This window comes from Parashewanella hymeniacidonis, assembly GCF_016900895.1.
Lineage (GTDB): Bacteria > Pseudomonadota > Gammaproteobacteria > Enterobacterales > Shewanellaceae > Parashewanella > Parashewanella hymeniacidonis.
Window position 1 is genome coordinate 1 of record NZ_JAFEUN010000062.1, and the last position, 16,855, is coordinate 16,855.

31 protein-coding genes are annotated in these 16,855 nt (G+C 44.0%); all 31 read left to right on the plus strand.

The window, feature by feature from the left end; all coding sequences use genetic code 11:
• Positions 1–211 precede the first annotated feature (211 nt).
• The 31 genes from JQC92_RS13040 to rplQ all read left to right on the plus strand — a co-directional run bounded on the left by JQC92_RS13040 (position 212) and on the right by rplQ (position 16,771).
• The gene (locus tag JQC92_RS13040; RefSeq protein ID WP_205000063.1) at positions 212–727 is read left to right on the plus strand and encodes a hypothetical protein; all 516 of its coding nucleotides are present in this window, start codon (positions 212–214) and stop codon (positions 725–727) included.
• A gap of 163 nt (positions 728–890) precedes the next feature.
• Positions 891–2,450, plus strand: a complete 1,560-nt coding sequence (locus JQC92_RS13045) for a methyl-accepting chemotaxis protein (RefSeq protein WP_205000064.1) — start codon at positions 891–893, stop codon at positions 2,448–2,450.
• Between the two features lie 248 nt (positions 2,451–2,698).
• Positions 2,699–2,842 (plus strand): hypothetical protein, encoded by a 144-nt coding sequence (locus JQC92_RS13050; RefSeq protein ID WP_205000065.1) that lies wholly within the window; start codon positions 2,699–2,701, stop codon positions 2,840–2,842.
• A gap of 299 nt (positions 2,843–3,141) precedes the next feature.
• Positions 3,142–3,453, plus strand: coding sequence for a 30S ribosomal protein S10 (gene rpsJ / locus JQC92_RS13055; RefSeq protein ID WP_011070616.1), 312 nt, complete (start codon positions 3,142–3,144; stop codon positions 3,451–3,453).
• A gap of 27 nt (positions 3,454–3,480) precedes the next feature.
• Positions 3,481–4,119, plus strand: coding sequence for a 50S ribosomal protein L3 (gene rplC / locus JQC92_RS13060; RefSeq protein ID WP_129946248.1), 639 nt, complete (start codon positions 3,481–3,483; stop codon positions 4,117–4,119).
• A gap of 17 nt (positions 4,120–4,136) precedes the next feature.
• Positions 4,137–4,742: a 50S ribosomal protein L4 gene (gene rplD, locus JQC92_RS13065; protein WP_129946249.1), complete on the plus strand. Its 606-nt coding sequence runs from the start codon at positions 4,137–4,139 to the stop codon at positions 4,740–4,742.
• On the plus strand, positions 4,739–5,041 hold the full coding sequence (gene rplW / locus JQC92_RS13070; protein ID WP_129946250.1) for a 50S ribosomal protein L23: 303 nt from the start codon (positions 4,739–4,741) through the stop codon (positions 5,039–5,041). The genes rplD and rplW overlap by 4 nt, the downstream gene beginning before the upstream one ends.
• A gap of 17 nt (positions 5,042–5,058) precedes the next feature.
• A complete protein-coding gene (gene rplB, locus JQC92_RS13075; protein ID WP_129946251.1) occupies positions 5,059–5,883 on the plus strand; it encodes a 50S ribosomal protein L2 in 825 nt (274 codons plus the stop codon).
• 14 nt (positions 5,884–5,897) lie between these two features.
• Complete coding sequence (gene rpsS, locus JQC92_RS13080) at positions 5,898–6,176, plus strand: 30S ribosomal protein S19 (protein ID WP_129946252.1); 279 nt, start codon at positions 5,898–5,900, stop codon at positions 6,174–6,176.
• A gap of 15 nt (positions 6,177–6,191) precedes the next feature.
• Positions 6,192–6,524 carry a 50S ribosomal protein L22 gene (rplV, locus tag JQC92_RS13085; RefSeq protein WP_129946253.1) on the plus strand — a complete coding sequence of 111 codons (333 nt, stop codon included), beginning with the start codon at positions 6,192–6,194 and terminating at the stop codon, positions 6,522–6,524.
• A gap of 9 nt (positions 6,525–6,533) precedes the next feature.
• Entirely contained in the window at positions 6,534–7,220 is a 687-nt protein-coding gene (rpsC, locus tag JQC92_RS13090; protein WP_129946254.1) for a 30S ribosomal protein S3, read from the plus strand.
• Between the two features lie 11 nt (positions 7,221–7,231).
• Complete coding sequence (gene rplP, locus JQC92_RS13095) at positions 7,232–7,642, plus strand: 50S ribosomal protein L16 (RefSeq protein ID WP_129946255.1); 411 nt, start codon at positions 7,232–7,234, stop codon at positions 7,640–7,642.
• Complete coding sequence (gene rpmC, locus JQC92_RS13100) at positions 7,642–7,833, plus strand: 50S ribosomal protein L29 (RefSeq protein WP_129946256.1); 192 nt, start codon at positions 7,642–7,644, stop codon at positions 7,831–7,833. Before rplP ends, rpmC begins: the two co-directional genes overlap by 1 nt.
• Positions 7,833–8,081 (plus strand): 30S ribosomal protein S17, encoded by a 249-nt coding sequence (gene rpsQ / locus JQC92_RS13105; RefSeq protein ID WP_129946257.1) that lies wholly within the window; start codon positions 7,833–7,835, stop codon positions 8,079–8,081. Before rpmC ends, rpsQ begins: the two co-directional genes overlap by 1 nt.
• Positions 8,082–8,263: 182 nt before the next feature.
• Positions 8,264–8,632: a 50S ribosomal protein L14 gene (gene rplN, locus JQC92_RS13110; RefSeq protein WP_121853345.1), complete on the plus strand. Its 369-nt coding sequence runs from the start codon at positions 8,264–8,266 to the stop codon at positions 8,630–8,632.
• Positions 8,633–8,643: 11 nt separating this feature from the next.
• Entirely contained in the window at positions 8,644–8,958 is a 315-nt protein-coding gene (gene rplX / locus JQC92_RS13115; protein WP_129946258.1) for a 50S ribosomal protein L24, read from the plus strand.
• A gap of 12 nt (positions 8,959–8,970) precedes the next feature.
• Positions 8,971–9,510, plus strand: a complete 540-nt coding sequence (gene rplE / locus JQC92_RS13120; protein WP_129946259.1) for a 50S ribosomal protein L5 — start codon at positions 8,971–8,973, stop codon at positions 9,508–9,510.
• Between the two features lie 10 nt (positions 9,511–9,520).
• Positions 9,521–9,826, plus strand: a complete 306-nt coding sequence (gene rpsN / locus JQC92_RS13125) for a 30S ribosomal protein S14 (RefSeq protein ID WP_205000066.1) — start codon at positions 9,521–9,523, stop codon at positions 9,824–9,826.
• Positions 9,827–9,848: 22 nt separating this feature from the next.
• Entirely contained in the window at positions 9,849–10,241 is a 393-nt protein-coding gene (gene rpsH, locus JQC92_RS13130; RefSeq protein ID WP_129946261.1) for a 30S ribosomal protein S8, read from the plus strand.
• A 10-nt stretch (positions 10,242–10,251) separates the two neighbouring features.
• On the plus strand, positions 10,252–10,785 hold the full coding sequence (gene rplF, locus JQC92_RS13135; protein WP_205000067.1) for a 50S ribosomal protein L6: 534 nt from the start codon (positions 10,252–10,254) through the stop codon (positions 10,783–10,785).
• Positions 10,786–10,796: 11 nt separating this feature from the next.
• Positions 10,797–11,147 carry a 50S ribosomal protein L18 gene (gene rplR / locus JQC92_RS13140; protein WP_205000068.1) on the plus strand — a complete coding sequence of 117 codons (351 nt, stop codon included), beginning with the start codon at positions 10,797–10,799 and terminating at the stop codon, positions 11,145–11,147.
• A 15-nt stretch (positions 11,148–11,162) separates the two neighbouring features.
• The gene (rpsE, locus tag JQC92_RS13145) at positions 11,163–11,666 is read left to right on the plus strand and encodes a 30S ribosomal protein S5 (RefSeq protein ID WP_129946264.1); all 504 of its coding nucleotides are present in this window, start codon (positions 11,163–11,165) and stop codon (positions 11,664–11,666) included.
• A gap of 6 nt (positions 11,667–11,672) precedes the next feature.
• On the plus strand, positions 11,673–11,855 hold the full coding sequence (rpmD, locus tag JQC92_RS13150; RefSeq protein ID WP_129946265.1) for a 50S ribosomal protein L30: 183 nt from the start codon (positions 11,673–11,675) through the stop codon (positions 11,853–11,855).
• A 1-nt stretch (position 11,856) separates the two neighbouring features.
• A complete protein-coding gene (gene rplO / locus JQC92_RS13155) occupies positions 11,857–12,291 on the plus strand; it encodes a 50S ribosomal protein L15 (protein WP_205000069.1) in 435 nt (144 codons plus the stop codon).
• A gap of 6 nt (positions 12,292–12,297) precedes the next feature.
• Complete coding sequence (gene secY, locus JQC92_RS13160; RefSeq protein WP_129946267.1) at positions 12,298–13,638, plus strand: preprotein translocase subunit SecY; 1,341 nt, start codon at positions 12,298–12,300, stop codon at positions 13,636–13,638.
• A 20-nt stretch (positions 13,639–13,658) separates the two neighbouring features.
• Entirely contained in the window at positions 13,659–13,772 is a 114-nt protein-coding gene (gene rpmJ / locus JQC92_RS13165) for a 50S ribosomal protein L36 (RefSeq protein ID WP_006083579.1), read from the plus strand.
• A gap of 127 nt (positions 13,773–13,899) precedes the next feature.
• Positions 13,900–14,256: a 30S ribosomal protein S13 gene (gene rpsM / locus JQC92_RS13170; protein ID WP_205000070.1), complete on the plus strand. Its 357-nt coding sequence runs from the start codon at positions 13,900–13,902 to the stop codon at positions 14,254–14,256.
• 17 nt (positions 14,257–14,273) lie between these two features.
• Complete coding sequence (gene rpsK / locus JQC92_RS13175; protein WP_129946269.1) at positions 14,274–14,666, plus strand: 30S ribosomal protein S11; 393 nt, start codon at positions 14,274–14,276, stop codon at positions 14,664–14,666.
• A gap of 29 nt (positions 14,667–14,695) precedes the next feature.
• Positions 14,696–15,316, plus strand: coding sequence for a 30S ribosomal protein S4 (rpsD, locus tag JQC92_RS13180; RefSeq protein WP_129946270.1), 621 nt, complete (start codon positions 14,696–14,698; stop codon positions 15,314–15,316).
• A 24-nt stretch (positions 15,317–15,340) separates the two neighbouring features.
• The gene (locus tag JQC92_RS13185) at positions 15,341–16,330 is read left to right on the plus strand and encodes a DNA-directed RNA polymerase subunit alpha (RefSeq protein ID WP_129946271.1); all 990 of its coding nucleotides are present in this window, start codon (positions 15,341–15,343) and stop codon (positions 16,328–16,330) included.
• A gap of 42 nt (positions 16,331–16,372) precedes the next feature.
• Positions 16,373–16,771, plus strand: a complete 399-nt coding sequence (gene rplQ, locus JQC92_RS13190; protein ID WP_129946272.1) for a 50S ribosomal protein L17 — start codon at positions 16,373–16,375, stop codon at positions 16,769–16,771.
• Positions 16,772–16,855: the final 84 nt, after the last annotated feature.

The following is a 16,855-nucleotide window of genomic DNA, read 5'->3' on the forward strand; positions in this document are numbered from 1 at the left end:
TGTTTTGTTTAGAATCGCCATTTTATTTTGATAGTTGTCTTGGTCGACTTATTATCTCAAAAATAAAGCTTTTCTCCTCAGATTTATCCTCTTAATTTGTTACCCAAGTTTGATGGGTTCCAATCTAAGCTATATGTTTTTGCAATGAAGCATTTCAATCCTTGATGATAGACTCCGCTCAGTCTGTAATTAACAAAAGTTGAGAAACACTATGCAAAACAAAAATGGAGCTGCACAATCTAAAGCCTTGGTTTTCGTGATTGTATTAGTGGTCGTTATTGCAGGGATTCTATTAATTGGCCAAGATAAATCTGCAGTAAATCGAGTGAAGGAAACCCATTCATCAGCGCTAAACTCATTAAAAGTTGCAATTTCAAAGACAAATAAAATTGTCAATGATAAGGCGATACAAATGGGAGCCTCTCAAGGTGCGAATAGCATTGTCATCGACAGCGTGAGCTTAGGAACTTTTAACGGTTACCTGTCAACAAAAGCTGAAGATTTAAAAAATGCATTAGGCTTCGTCTTTAACGGGAAGCAAAGTATTAACCCTTCGACCGTAAACTGGCAATTTCAGCAAGTTGGAGACAGCGAAGATGGTATTCCTCAAGTAAGAATTTTTGACCCTATGATTAAAAAAGAGAATTGCTACTTACTTTATCGTCAAGCGGGAAACAAACAACAGGCTACTGACCCATCTAGCACGATTGTAGATTCAGGCTGTTAAAGGAAATTAAGTTTTCGAGCGATAAGATAATGATGCGCCACGAGTTTGACTTTGGTCAACTAAGTGGCGTGTTTTTGTTGCGAGAGAAGATTTGTTATTTAGATGCATCAAATGGGATGGCAAAATAAAGTCTTAATTAAAGTGTGGTTAAAAGAGTTTTATCATGGATGTAACAAAAAGCAGTATGACAAATGAAGTCGTCTATCCTGACAGTTTTAAAATCCTTTCAACAACCGATTTGAACAGTAACATTACCTATCTCAATGAAGACTTCCTAAATGTAAGTGGTTATAAAGCTGAAGAGCTGCTTGGGCAGCCACACAATATGATTCGCCATCCAGATATGCCGAAGGCAGCGTTTACAAATTTATGGGGCACAATTAAGGGTGGCCGAAATTGGATGGGGCTGGTTAAAAACCGCTGTAAAAACGGTGACTACTATTGGGTGAACGCATTTGTCAGCCCGATAGAGCACGATGGCGAAGTCGATGAATATCAATCTGTGAGAACTAAACCCGATGCCCACTTGGTAAAGCGAGCCGAAGATTGTTATCAAAAGTTAAAGCAAGATAAAGACATTCTCTCTAAATATCGGCCAACCATTATTCAAAGCCTCATCATTGGATGGCTATTTTCTATTTTATGTATTGGCTTTGGTGTTCAGCATGAAAATATCTCTTACCAATTTATTTTATTATTAACCGGAATCACAGTTGGTTTGTGGCCTGTGTTTAAACTCAATCATCGATGGCAATCAACACTTAAGCTCAGCAGGGAGGTACACGATAATTCGATTAATCAGTTCATCTATACCGGGCACGTTGATGAGCTATCACATATAGAGTTAAGTTTAAGGATGCGCAAAGCTGAAACGTTGGCGATTGTTGGTCGTATTCAAGACAGTGGTGCAAGGCTTCAAAAGTCGATTGTGGGGCAGGATCAGCAAAACAAACAAAACTTAGATAATCTGACTGAACAGAATAATCATTTCTCGCAAGTAGCGACTTCGGTTTGTCAGATGAGTGAGACTATTAATGAAGTCGCACAAAATACCGTTGAAACGGCAAGCAATATTGAACAGACGATTCAAAAGCTCGAAGATACACAACGAGCCCTAGCCATTTCACAAGAATCCAATTTAAAAATCACCGAATTATTGGAAAAATCTCAATTTTCAATTGCGAACCTCGATGCACTGTGTGGACGCATTGATGATGTGCTCAGTGTGATTGACAGTTTAGCTGAGCAAACGAATTTACTTGCATTAAACGCCGCAATTGAAGCCGCTAGAGCAGGAGATGCAGGACGAGGGTTTGCGGTCGTTGCAGATGAAGTTCGGATGCTGGCAAATCGCTCGCAAACATCAGGTAAAGAGATTCAAGAGATCATCAGCAGGTTAAAACAGACTTCTGCGAAAGCCGTTGAACAAATGCAGTTCAGTCATGGACTAATTTCAGAAAGTTTAGAGTCAGAACAACAGCTCAAAGCCACATTAGTAAAAATGAATAAATCGTTAACAGAAGTTCAAGGAGTGGGGCAACAAACGGCCGTTGCAGCTGAAGAGCAATCACAAGCGATGCTTCAGGTTGAAGGCAATATGCGAAGCTTAGAGCAAAACACTGAAGCCTTATTGGACAATGTAAATAGCGCTGTAGAGTTAGGGCGGGGGCTAACATTGCAGAATGAACGTCAACAGGACTTGGTCTCTCAATTTGATAAGTGAAGAAGAAAGCAGTAAATAGAACCATATGAGTTGATTGCTCTTTATTCATGTTGCTACCAATTATTAAGAGGGTACTTTAGTGTTTTCTAAATGATACGTCTTATTGGTTGTATAGATGGAATGTAAAAGTAATGCTTCACTAGTCTTTGATGACTTTCATGAAGTTGAAGAGATATCTTTGACAGAAAAAGAGCTTGAGAAACATCGGCAAATTTTTACGATGAAAACGCATATCTCAGAAGCTATAGATGAACGCAGGTATTGGCAAAACAGCCACTCTAAAATTCGATTACGTTAATACAAAAGAGTGGGAAGTTAGAAAGGACAACATGACCAAGCTTGGACTAAAGAAAGATCCAAAAATTGCGATAGTTAACTACAGAAAGAATTAAGAATAGCTTATTAACATTTTTTCCGTATAATTCCTGCCATATTTTGACGTACAAGCTGCGATGTGAACTATATCGCAGAATAATTGTGCGATTGGGTTGATCTTAGCGAAAAGCTGAGTATAATTGCTCGCTCACTGCAATTGTACAGTGACGAAGTAAAGCGTTAATCAATATGATTAACGATTAATAAACAGCGATTCCGATTGGGAATCGAACGGTTAAATCATCTCACTCTGCCTTTCTAGAAGAAAGCTGCATGAGGGTGATTTTTTATGTGTTCATTTTAGGAGCTCTGGTCAATGCAGAACCAAAGAATCCGTATCCGCTTAAAAGGATTTGATCATCGTTTAATTGATCAGTCTACTGCGGAAATCGTTGAAACTGCGAAGCGTACAGGCGCTCAGGTACGTGGTCCAATTCCACTACCAACGCGCAAAGAGCGTTATACCGTTTTGATCTCTCCACACGTTAATAAAGATGCTCGTGACCAGTACGAATTACGTACGCACAAGCGTCTAGTTGACATCGTTGAGCCTACTGAGAAGACTGTTGATGCACTTATGCGTCTAGATCTTGCAGCTGGTGTCGACGTTCAGATTAGCTTGGGTTAATTGAGATCCTAAGAAGAGGTTTGAGAGATGGCAATCGGTCTAATTGGTCGTAAAGTGGGTATGACGCGCATCTTCACCGAAGATGGTACTTCAATCCCAGTATCTGTAATTGAAGTTCTAGCGAATCGCGTAGCTCAAGTTAAAACACTTGACGTTGACGGTTACCGTGCACTTCAACTTACTACAGGCACCAAAAAAGCCAACCGCATCAATAAAGCAAAAGCGGGTCACTTTGCTAAGGCTGGCGTAGAAGCTGGTCGTATCATTCGTGAAATGCGTCTTGCTGATGGTGAAGGTGAAGGCATTGAAGTTGGTGCTGAACTAACAGTTGATATCTTCGCTGATGTAGCGAAAGTAGACGTTACTGGTCAATCTAAAGGTAAGGGTTTCCAAGGCGGCGTTAAGCGCTGGAATTTCCAAACTCAAGACATGACGCATGGTAACTCTTTGGCACACAGAGCAAACGGTTCTATCGGTCAGAACCAAACGCCTGGTCGTGTATTCAAAGGTAAAAAGATGTCTGGTCACATGGGTGATGAGCGTACAACTACACAAAACCTAGAAGTGGTTCGTGTAGATGCTGAACGCAGCCTACTATTGGTAAAAGGTGCTGTACCTGGTGCTACCAATGGCGACCTGATTATCAAGCCAGCAGTTAAAGCTTAAGGTCTGAGGAGATAGTAATGGAATTAGCATTGAAAGACGCGCAAGGCGCTCTTGAAGTTTCCGAAGCTACCTTTGGCCGTGAGTTTAACGAAGCACTGGTTCATCAGGTAGTTGTATCTTACGCAGCAAACGCTCGTCAAGGTACTCGCGCGCAGAAAACACGCGCAGAAGTAAAAGGCTCTGGTAAAAAACCATGGCGTCAAAAGGGTACAGGTCGCGCTCGTGCGGGTTCTGTGAAAAGCCCAATCTGGCGTTCTGGTGGTGTGTCGTTTGCGGCAAAACCACAAGACCACAGCCAAAAAGTAAACAAGAAGATGTACCGCGGAGCGCTTAAGAGCATTCTGTCTGAATTAGTACGTCAAGACCGTTTACTAGTTGTTGAAAAGTTTGGTGTTGAAGCTCCGAAAACTAAAGAGCTAAAGAGCAAGCTAAACGAAATGAATTTAGACGATGTATTGATTGTTACACCAGAAGTTGATGAGAACTTGTTCTTAGCAGCTCGTAACTTATACAAAGTTGACGTTCGTGACGTTGCGGGTATTGACCCAGTTAGCTTAATCGCGTTCAACACTGTGTTGGTTACTGCTGATGCAGTGAAGCAAATCGAGGAGATGCTAGCATGATCCGCGAAGAACGTTTGCTAAAAGTTATTCTAGCACCACACGTCTCTGAAAAGAGTACTGTTAATGCTGAGAAAACGAACACTGTAGTTTTCCGTGTAGCAACTGATGCCACTAAAGCTGAAATTAAAGCTGCAGTAGCTCAATTGTTTGAAGTTGAAGTTAAGACTGTTCGCACTTTAGTTAACAAAGGCAAAACTAAGCGTCACGGTGCCCGCATGGGTCGTCGTAGCGATTGGAAAAAAGCCTACGTTACTTTAGCTGACGGTGCAGACCTAGACTTCGTCGGCGGCGCTGAGTAAGCAAAGGAGATTAAACAATGGCAGTTATTAAGTGTAAGCCAACCTCTGCTGGTCGTCGCCACGTAGTTAAAGTGGTGAACAAAGATCTGCACAAGGGTAAACCTTTTGCTGGCCTGTTGGCGAAAAAGTCAAAGTCTGGTGGTCGTAACAACACTGGTCGTATCACTGTTCGCCACGTGGGCGGTGGTCACAAGCAGCACTATCGTATTATTGACTTCAAACGCAATAAAGATAGTATCCCTGCAAAAATTGAACGTCTTGAGTACGATCCAAACCGTACTGCGCATATCGCTCTAGTAGTATATGCAGATGGTGAACGTCGTTATATTCTTGCTGCTAAAGGCATGCAAGCTGGCGACAAAATCATGTCAGGCGTTGATGCTGAAATCAAAGCGGGTAACGCATTGCCGTTACGCAACATTCCAGTAGGTTCTGTTGTTCACGCTGTTGAAATGAAGCCTGGTAAAGGCGCTCAAATCGCGCGTTCAGCTGGTGCATATGTACAAGTTGTTGCTCGTGATAGCGCATACGCGACTCTACGTCTTCGCTCAGGCGAAATGCGTAAAGTTCCTGTAGATTGCCGCGCAACCTTAGGTGAAGTTGGTAACTCTGAGCACATGCTACGCCAATTAGGTAAAGCTGGTGCGAAACGCTGGAGAGGCGTACGCCCTACAGTTCGTGGTGTTGCCATGAACCCTGTAGATCACCCACATGGTGGTGGTGAAGGTCGTACTTCTGGTGGTCGCCATCCTGTGTCTCCATGGGGTATGCCTACTAAGGGTTATAAGACTCGTAGCAATAAACGCACTGACAAGTACATTGTACGTCGTCGTAATAAATAGTAAGAGGATTCGCCATGCCACGTTCTCTCAAGAAAGGTCCTTTCATTGACCTGCACTTGCTGAAGAAGGTAGAGAAAGCGTTGGAATCGGGTGACAAAAAGCCAATTAAGACTTGGTCACGCCGTTCAATGATCATTCCAAATATGATTGGATTGACCATCGCTGTCCATAATGGTCGTCAGCACGTACCTGTGTTCGTAACTGACGAAATGATCGGTCACAAGCTTGGTGAATTTTCACCAACTCGCACTTATCGCGGCCACGCTGCAGATAAGAAAGCGAAGAAGCGTTAATACGGGAGATTAAAGATGGAAGTTTTAGCTAAACATCGCTATGCCCGTACGTCGCCTCAGAAAGCTCGCTTAGTGGCTGATCAAGTTCGTGGATTACCTGTTGCTAAAGCGCTGGAAATCCTGACCTTCAGCCCTAAGAAAGCGGCCGTACTGGTTAAGAAAGTACTTAATTCAGCTATCGCAAATGCGGAGCACAATGAAGGTGCTGATATCGACGAGCTAATCGTTGGTAAAGTCTTCGTTGATGAAGCTCCAACTATGAAGCGTATCAGACCACGTGCTAAAGGCCGTGCTGACCGTATCATCAAGCGTACCAGCCACATCACTGTGGTTGTAGCAGATCGCTAGGAGAGAGTAATGGGACAGAAAGTACATCCAAATGGTATCCGTCTGGGTATCACCAAACCTTGGATCTCTACCTGGTACGCTGATAAGAGTGATTATGCAGCAAACCTAGATAGCGACTGGGAAGTTCGCCAGTTTCTTTTCAAGAAACTAAAAGCAGCTTCAGTATCCAAGATTGTTATCGAGCGTCCAGCGAAAAGCATCCGCGTTACGATTCACACTGCCCGTCCAGGTGTTGTGATTGGTAAGAAAGGTGAAGACGTTGAAGTGCTACGTAAGACTGTGTCAAAAATGACTGGTACTACAGCACAAATCAACATCGCTGAGATCCGTAAGCCAGAACTTGATGCAAAACTTGTTGCTGACTCTATTGCACAGCAATTAGAGCGTCGTGTTATGTTCCGTCGTGCTATGAAGCGTGCGGTACAAAATGCAATGCGCATTGGCGCACAAGGTATCAAAGTTCAAGTAGGCGGCCGTTTAGGCGGTGCTGAAATCGCACGTTCTGAGTGGTATCGTGAAGGTCGTGTACCTCTACACACTCTTCGTGCTGATATCGACTACGCTACTGCAGAAGCTCACACCCAATACGGTGTAATTGGTATTAAAGTTTGGATCTTCAAAGGTGAAGTTCTAGACGGAATCATGCCAAAACTAGAAGAGCCGAAGCAGCCAAAGCGCAAGCCTCGTGGTAAATAGGAGAGCCTTCAATGCTGCAACCTAAACGAATGAAGTTTCGCAAGATGCACAAAGGCCGCAACCGTGGTCTTGGTAAAGGCACTGAAGTAAGCTTCGGTGACTTCGGTTTGAAAGCAGTTGGACGTGGTCGTCTAACTGCTCGTCAAATCGAATCTGCGCGTCGTGCAATGACTCGTCACATTAAACGTCAAGGACAAATTTGGATTCGAGTTTTCCCTGACAAGCCAATTACCTCTAAGCCTCTTGAAGTGCGTATGGGTAAAGGTAAAGGTAACGTTGAATACTGGGTATGTCAGATTCAACCTGGTAAGGTTCTTTATGAGATGAATGGTGTGAACGAAGAGCTAGCGCGTGAAGCGTTTACTCTTGCTGCTGCCAAGCTTCCAATTAAGACTACCTTTGTAACTAAGACGGTGATGTAATGAAAGCGAGCGAACTAAGAGAAAAAAGCGTTGAAGATTTAAACGCTGAATTACTTGGTCTGCTGCGTGAGCAGTTCAACCTGCGCATGCAACACGCTACTGGCCAGTTGACTCAAACGACTCAACTGAAAACAGTACGTCGCAACATTGCGCGTGTTAAGACCATTATTACTTCTAAGGCGGGTGCATAATGTCTGATAAAATCCGTACATTACTAGGCCGCGTAACGAGCGACAAAATGGACAAGTCTATTACTGTTGCTGTTGAGCGCCAAGTAAAACACCCTATCTACGGGAAGTATATTAAACGTACTACTAAGATCCATGCACACGATGAGCAAAATGTGTGTAAAGAAGGCGATATCGTTACTATTAGCGAATGTCGTCCTCTATCTAAGACTAAGTCTTGGACATTGGTTGAAGTAGTTACAAAAGCCTAATTTTTAGGCTTTTAGTGAAACGGCTCCAACTTTTGGGGCCGTTTGTTTTTTAATTACTACCTATTCCCAAATTATGGTGGTATACTTGCGCGCCATTTTTGACCAAATGTGTTCAAAAATTGGTGAATGTATGCCCTAATAATTAAGGGCTTTTGTGTAGTAACGATAGCGGAGCACTTGAAATGATCCAAATGCAATCGCAGCTTGAAGTGGCCGATAATAGCGGTGCGCGTAGAGTTCAATGTATTAAGGTCTTGGGTGGCTCTCATCGTCGTTATGCCGGGATCGGCGACATCATCAAAGTTTCTGTAAAAGAAGCGATTCCTCGCGCTAAAGCGAAGAAAGGTGATGTGTATAACGCGGTGGTAGTCCGTACTAAGAAAGGCGTACGTCGTCCAGATGGTTCTGTCATTCGCTTCGATCGGAATGCAGCGGTATTGCTTAACGCAAACCTTGCACCGATTGGTACTCGTATCTTTGGCCCAGTGACACGTGAATTGCGTAATGATCAATTCATGAAAATTGTCTCGCTGGCACCAGAAGTACTGTAAGGAGCTTCAAAATGGCAGCAAAAATCCGTCGTGAAGACGAAGTAGTCGTACTGACAGGTAAAGACAAGGGCAAAACTGGTAAAGTTACCCAAGTTTTATCTAACGGTAAAATGTTTGTAGAAGGCGTTAATCTTGTCAAGAAACACCAGAAACCAAACCCTCAATTGGGTGTTCAAGGTGGTATTGTTGATAAAGAAGCACCAATTCAAGCATCAAATGTAGCGATCGTAAACCCTGCCACTGGCAAGGCTGATCGTGTTGGTTTCCGATTCGAAGATGGCAAGAAAGTCCGCTTCTTCAAATCGAACAGTGAACTCGTTAAGTAATTGGAGTAAACGATGGCGAAACTGCATGATAGATATAAAGAGACTGTGATTGCTGAACTTGCTAAAAAGTTTGGTTATACCAGTGTCATGCAAGTCCCTCGGGTTGAGAAAATCACCCTGAACATGGGTGTAGGCGAAGCTGTTGCAGATAAAAAAGTTATGGAGCATGCGCTTCGTGACATGACTGCAATTGCTGGTCAAAAACCAGTAGTAACTGTAGCTCGTAAATCAGTTGCTGGTTTTAAAATCCGTGAAGGCTACCCTATTGGCTGTAAAGTTACCCTACGCGGTGAGCGTATGTGGGAATTCTTAGAGCGTTTAGTTGACATTGCAATTCCACGTATTCGTGATTTCCGTGGCATGAGCGCTAAAGCGTTTGATGGCCGTGGTAACTATGCAATGGGTGTTCGTGAGCAAATCATCTTCCCAGAAATCGATTATGATAAAATCGATAAAATTCGTGGCATGGACATCGTTATTACGACGTCTGCTAAGAATGACGAAGAAGGTCGTGCTCTATTGGACGCATTCAACTTCCCATTTAAGAAATAAGGGTAGCGTAATGGCAAAAAGTTCTATGAAGGCACGTGAAGATAAACGTGCAAAGCTCGTAGCAAAATATGCTGAGAAACGTGCAGCGCTTAAGGCATTAATTGCTAACCCAAACACTTCAGAAGAAGAGCGTTGGGATGCAGTTCTTAAGCTACAATCTCTACCACGTGATTCAAGCAGTGCGCGTCAGCGTAACCGCTGTAGTCAAACTGGTCGCCCACATGGTTACTTACGTAAATTCGGCTTGAGCCGTATTAAATTACGTGAAGCAACAATGCGTGGTGAAGTTCCTGGTCTGCGTAAGGCCAGCTGGTAATTACTGTACGGAGTAAGCTAATATGAGCATGCAAGATCCTATTGCGGATATGTTAACCCGTATTCGTAACGGCCAAGCTGCTAACAAAGTATCTGTAACTATGCCTTCTGCAAAGCTGAAAATCGCTCTTGCAAAAGTCTTAAAAGACGAAGGTTATATCACAGACTACGCCGTAGCAGATGAAGCTAAGCCAGAATTGGAAGTTACTTTAAAGTATTTCCAAGGCAAACCAGTCGTTGAGACTATCCAACGTGTATCACGCCCAGGTCTTCGTATTTACAAAGGTAAAGACGAACTTCCTAAAGTGATGGCCGGATTGGGTGTCGCAATTGTGTCCACTTCTAAAGGTTTGATGACTGATAGAGCTGCTCGCCAAGCTGGCATGGGCGGCGAAGTTATCTGCTACGTAGCGTAAGGAGTAAGCAATGTCTCGTGTAGCAAAAGCACCAGTCGCTATTCCTGCGGGCGTAGAGGTGACAGTAAATGGTCAAGCTATTAGCGTTAAAGGCGCTAAGGGCACCTTAACTCGTGAAATCAACAGCGCTGTAACTGTTACTGTTGAAGGTACGGAAGTCAAAGTAGCTCCAGTAGATGGCGTAGCCAATGCATGGGCACAAGCGGGTACCGCTCGCGCTTTGATCAACAACATGGTCATCGGTACTTCTGAAGGTTTTCAGAAGAAACTGACTTTGATCGGTGTTGGTTACCGTGCAAAAGTTGCAGGCAAGGGTGTTGACCTAACTTTAGGTTTCTCACATCCTTTGGTTCACGAACTTCCTGAAGGCGTTAAAGCTGAATGCCCTAGCCAAACTGAAATCGTACTTACGGGTACTGATAAGCAGTTGGTTGGTCAAGTTGCAGCTGAAATTCGCGGCTACCGTCCACCAGAGCCTTATAAAGGTAAAGGTGTTCGTTACGCTGATGAGAATGTACGCCGTAAAGAGGCTAAGAAGAAGTAAGGTAACGCGATATGGATAAGAAAACATCTCGCTTGCGTCGTGCTACTCGCGCCCGCAAGAAGATCCTTGAACTGGGCGTTAACCGTCTGGTCATACATCGTACGCCGCGTCACATTTACGCTCAGGTTATTGATTCTGAGGCAAATGTACTAGTTTCTGCTTCAACTGTTGAAAAAGCAGTTAAAGAAGCAGTTAAAAGCACTGGTAACGTTGACGCAGCTAAAGCAGTAGGTAAAACTGTTGCTGAACGTGCGGTAGAGAAAGGCGTAACTGCGGTTGCGTTTGACCGTTCTGGTTTTAAGTATCATGGTCGTGTAGCAGCGTTAGCTGATGCCGCTCGTGAAGCTGGCCTGAAGTTCTAAAGGAGTTATAAAATTATGGCTAAATTAGAAACTCAGCAAAAAGACGATCTGCAAGAAAAATTAGTTGCAGTAAATCGTGTTTCTAAAGTGGTAAAAGGTGGTCGCATCTTTAGTTTTACTGCACTAACAGTAGTTGGTGACGGTAACGGTAAAGTTGGCTTCGGCTATGGCAAGGCTCGTGAAGTACCTGCAGCGATTCAAAAAGCGATGGAGAAAGCTCGTCGTAATATCGTAACTGTTCAATTGAACGCTGGTACTTTGCATCACCCGATTAAAGGCCGTCACTCAGGTTCGCAAGTTTATATGCAACCAGCAAGTGAAGGTACTGGTGTAATCGCCGGTGGTGCGATGCGTGCTGTTCTGGAAGTTGCAGGCGTACATAACGTACTGTCTAAAGCTTACGGTTCTACTAACCCTATCAACATCGTTCGCGCAACTGTCGACGCTCTAGTGCACATGAAGTCACCTGAGCAAATCGCAGCTAAGCGTGGTCTGAATGTTAATGATATTCAGGGGTAATGCACCATGGCTAAGAAAACTATTAAAGTAACTCAAACTAAAAGTGCGATTGGTCGTTTACCAAAGCACCGTGCGTCAGTTAAAGGTCTAGGCCTTCGTCGCATTGGCCACACTGTTGAACTTGAAGATACTCCTTCAGTTCGCGGTATGGTAAATAAAGTTTATTACATGGTATCGGTGGAGGAATAAAATGCAGTTAAACACTTTATCTCCAGCACCAGGTTCAAAATCAGCTAAAAAGCGTGTAGGCCGTGGTATCGGTTCTGGTCTTGGTAAGACTGGTGGTCGTGGTCACAAAGGTCAAAAGTCACGTAGTGGCGGCGGTGTACGCGTTGGATTTGAAGGCGGTCAAATGCCTCTTAAAATCCGTTTGCCGAAGTTTGGTTTTTCTTCACGCGTTACTCTTGTAACAGCTGAAGTGCGCCTAGGTGAACTAGCGAAAGTTAACGGTGATGTTATTGACTTACATTCGTTGAAAGACGCAAATGTAATTACTCGCAACATCAAGTTTGCGAAAATCGTTCTTTCAGGTACCATTGAGCGCCCAGTGACCGTAAAAGGTCTGAAGGTAACCAAAGGTGCACGTGCAGCTATTGAAGCTGCCGGCGGTAAGATCGAGGAATAATCGTCAATGGCAAAACCAGGACTTGATTTAAAAAGCGCGAAAGGCGGACTATCAGAATTGAAAGCTCGTCTCCTGTTCGTGATTGGTGCAATTATCGTTTTCAGAGCGGGTTCATTTGTACCAATTCCTGGTATTGACGCTGCTGTTTTAGCAGAGCTCTTCGCTCAGCAGAAGGGTACTATCTTAGGCATGTTTAACATGTTCTCTGGTGGTGCTCTTGAGCGTGCCTCTATTTTTGCATTGGGAATCATGCCGTATATTTCGGCGTCGATCATCATGCAGTTGTTGACTGTTGTGCATCCTGCACTGGCTGAATTGAAAAAAGAAGGCGAGTCTGGACGTAAAAAAATTAGTCAATATACAAGATACGGCACGTTAGTATTAGCGACTTTCCAGTCAATTGGTATTGCGACTGGTCTACCTAACCTAGTACCAGGTCTAGTTGTAAATTTAGGCTTCGGTTTTTACTTTGTTGCGGTAGTGAGCTTAGTATCAGGGACGATGTTCTTGATGTGGCTCGGAGAGCAAATTACTGAGCGCGGGATTGGTAATGGTATCTCGATTCTTATTTTCGCAGGTATTGTTGCTGGTTTACCTTCTGCTATTGGTCAAACGGCCGAGCAGGCGCGTCAAGGTGACTTGAATGTATTAGTACTGTTGCTACTTGCAGTGATTGTGTTTGCAGTCACATATTTTGTGGTATTTGTAGAGCGCGGTCAGCGCCGCATTGTGGTAAACTACGCCAAGCGTCAGCAAGGTCGTAAAGTTTTCGCAGCGCAAAGTACTCACTTGCCGTTGAAACTCAACATGGCAGGTGTAATACCACCAATTTTTGCATCCAGCATTATTTTGTTTCCAGGCACACTGGCTCAGTGGTTTGGTCAAAATGAGTCTATGGCATGGCTGAGTGATATTTCACTGGCTGTATCGCCTGGACAACCGCTGTATTCATTATTGTATGCAACGGCTATTATCTTCTTCTGCTTCTTTTACACGGCATTGGTTTTCAATCCGCGTGAAACAGCTGATAACTTGAAGAAGAGTGGTGCATTCATTCCTGGGATACGTCCTGGAGAACAGACTTCGCGTTACATTGATAAAGTAATGACCCGCCTTACATTGGCTGGTGCGTTATACATTACCTTTATCTGCCTAATTCCGGAGTTCATGTTAATCGCTTGGAAAGTACAATTTTACTTTGGCGGTACTTCACTACTAATCATGGTAGTGGTGATCATGGACTTCATGGCTCAGGTGCAGACCCATATGATGTCACATCAGTATGAGTCTGTGATGAAGAAAGCGAATTTAGTGAATAAAGCGAATTTAGATCGCTTTGGTCGCTAGTCGCATAACGGAGTGATGAAATGAAAGTTCGAGCTTCCGTGAAGAAGATCTGCCGTAATTGCAAGATCGTCAAGCGTAGTGGCGTTGTACGCGTAATTTGTGTTGAACCAAAACACAAACAGCGTCAAGGCTAAAAAAAGATAGTTTGGTCGGTTTGGATGAAATAACATCCAAACTGGCCAAAAAATAATTGCAAAACTGTTATCTGTCGAGTATCCTTTCGGGCTTTTCGCAGATAACCTTTAACTTGAGGAGTGCATAGTGGCCCGTATCGCTGGCATTAACATTCCTGATCAGAAGCACGCAGTTATCGCATTAACTGCAATCTTCGGCATCGGCAAAACAACTGCTAAAGCAATTTGTTCTGCTAGTAACATCGCTGAAGACGTGAAGATCAAGGAATTGAGCGAAGCTCAAATAGATACTCTACGCGCAGAAGTTGCCAAATACGAAGTAGAAGGTGACTTACGTCGTGAGATTTCAATGAACATCAAGCGTCTTATGGATCTTGGTTGTTATCGTGGTCTCCGCCATCGTCGTAGCCTGCCTCTCCGTGGGCAACGTACAAAGACCAATGCGCGTACGCGTAAAGGTCCACGTAAGCCAATTAGAAAGTAACGGGAAGGGGTTAAGCAATGGCTAAAAGTCCGTCACGTTCACCGCGCAAGCGTGTACGTAAACAGATTGCTGATGGCATGGCTCATATCCATGCATCTTTCAACAATACAATTGTTACCATTACAGATCGTCAAGGTAATGCACTAGCATGGGCAACTGCAGGTGGTTCAGGTTTCCGTGGTTCACGTAAATCTACTCCATTCGCTGCACAGGTTGCTGCTGAGCGCGCTGGTCAAGCAGCTCAAGATTATGGTGTTAAAAACCTAGAAGTTTTCGTAAAGGGTCCAGGTCCAGGTCGTGAGTCAGCCATTCGTGCGCTGAACGCTGTTGGTTATAAAATTACCAACATTACCGATGTGACGCCTATCCCGCATAACGGTTGTCGTCCTCCTAAGAAACGTCGTGTATAACGCGTTAATAGGATAGTTGGAGAAAGATCATGGCAAGATACTTGGGTCCTAAGCTCAAGCTCAGCCGCCGAGAAGGTACTGACCTTTTCTTAAAAAGCGGCGTGAGAGCAATCGATTCGAAATGTAAGCTGGAACAAGCTCCAGGTCAACACGGTGCTCGTAAGCCGCGTTTGTCTGAGTATGGTATTCAGCTACGTGAGAAACAAAAAGTTCGTCGTACTTATGGTGTGCTAGAAAAGCAATTCCGTAATTACTATAAAGAAGCTGCACGCGTTAAAGGCAACACAGGTGAAAACCTACTTCAGTTGCTAGAAACTCGCCTAGATAACGTAGTTTATCGTATGGGTTTCGGTTCAACTCGCGCAGAAGCACGTCAGCTGGTTAGCCACAAGTCAATTGTGGTAAACGGTCGTGTTGTAAACATTCCGTCATTCAAAGTGTCTGCGAATGATGTAGTAAGCATTCGCGAGAAATCACGTAAGCAAGCTCGTATTGGAGCAGCTCTAGAAGTTGCAGGCCAACGTGAGAAGCCTACATGGGTTGAAGTAGACAACGCTAAAATGGAAGGTACTTTCAAGCGCTTACCAGAGCGTAGCGACCTGTCTGCAGACATTAACGAACAGCTGATCGTCGAGCTTTACTCTAAGTAAAGCTAATAAACAAGAGAGGACACAATGCAGGGTTCTGTTAAAGAATTTCTTAGACCGCGTCTCGTTGATATCGAGCAGGTTAACACAACACGTGCCAAGGTTACTTTGGAGCCGCTTGAACGTGGTTTCGGTCACACTTTAGGTAACGCGTTGCGTCGCATCCTATTGTCGTCTATGCCAGGCTGTGCAGTTACTGAAGTCGAAATCGACGGCGTACTGCATGAATACAGCAGCAAGGAAGGCGTACAAGAAGATATCCTTGAAATATTGCTTAACTTGAAGGGTCTAGCAGTACACCTCGAGGGTAAAGATGAAGCCATGCTTACTTTGAGTAAGTCAGGCGCAGGCCCTGTTACCGCAGCAGATATTACTCATGATGGTGATGTTGCTATCATGAATCCAGATCATGTTATCTGTCATTTGACTGGTAACAATGACATCAGCATGCGTATTCGTATAGAACGTGGTCGCGGTTATGTACCAGCATCTGCTCGTGCACAAACCGAAGAAGATGAACGTCCAATTGGCCGTTTATTAGTAGACGCTTCTTTCTCACCGGTTGCTCGTATTGCTTACAATGTTGAAGCAGCACGTGTTGAGCAACGCACTGACTTGGATAAGCTTGTTATTGATATGACCACTAATGGTACTATTGATCCTGAAGAAGCTATCCGTCGTTCAGCAACGATTCTTGCTGAACAGCTAGATGCATTCGTAGAATTACGTGATGTAACTGAGCCAGAGCAGAAAGAAGAAAAACCAGAATTCGACCCGATTCTATTGCGTCCTGTCGACGATCTAGAGTTAACTGTACGTTCGGCTAACTGTTTGAAAGCCGAAGCGATTCATTACATCGGAGATCTGGTACAGCGCACTGAAGTTGAGTTGCTAAAAACACCTAACTTAGGTAAGAAATCTCTTACTGAAATTAAGGATGTATTAGCGTCTCGCGGACTGTCGTTAGGTATGCGTCTTGAAAACTGGCCTCCAGCTAGTTTAGCAGACGACCTATAAGTCCCAGGTTTTGTACAGATTTTAGGTTATAAGGATTAAGTCATGCGCCATCGCAAGAGTGGACGTCAACTTAACCGCAATAGCAGTCATCGCCAAGCTATGTTTCGTAACATGGCTGTATCATTAGTTCGTCATGAGATCATCAAGACGACTACTGTTAAAGCGAAAGAACTGCGCCGCGTAGTTGAGCCTTTAATATCACTTGCTAAAAGTGACAGTGTTGCAAATCGTCGTCTAGCATTTGCACGTACTCGCGACGCTGAAGTTGTAGGTAAGTTATTTACTGAATTGGGTCCACGCTACCAGGAACGTCCTGGCGGTTATACCCGTATTCTTAAGTGCGGTCTTCGTACTGGTGATAAAGCGCCTATGGCGTATATTGAGCTAGTTGATCGTCCAGAAGATGCTGAAGCAGTTGAAGTAGAAGCTGCTGCAGAGTAACTGAAGAATAGAAGAAAAACCGAGCCTAGTGCTCGGTTTTTTTATACCAGATGCTCACAAGCAGATTTGTTTTGATAGTTGTAT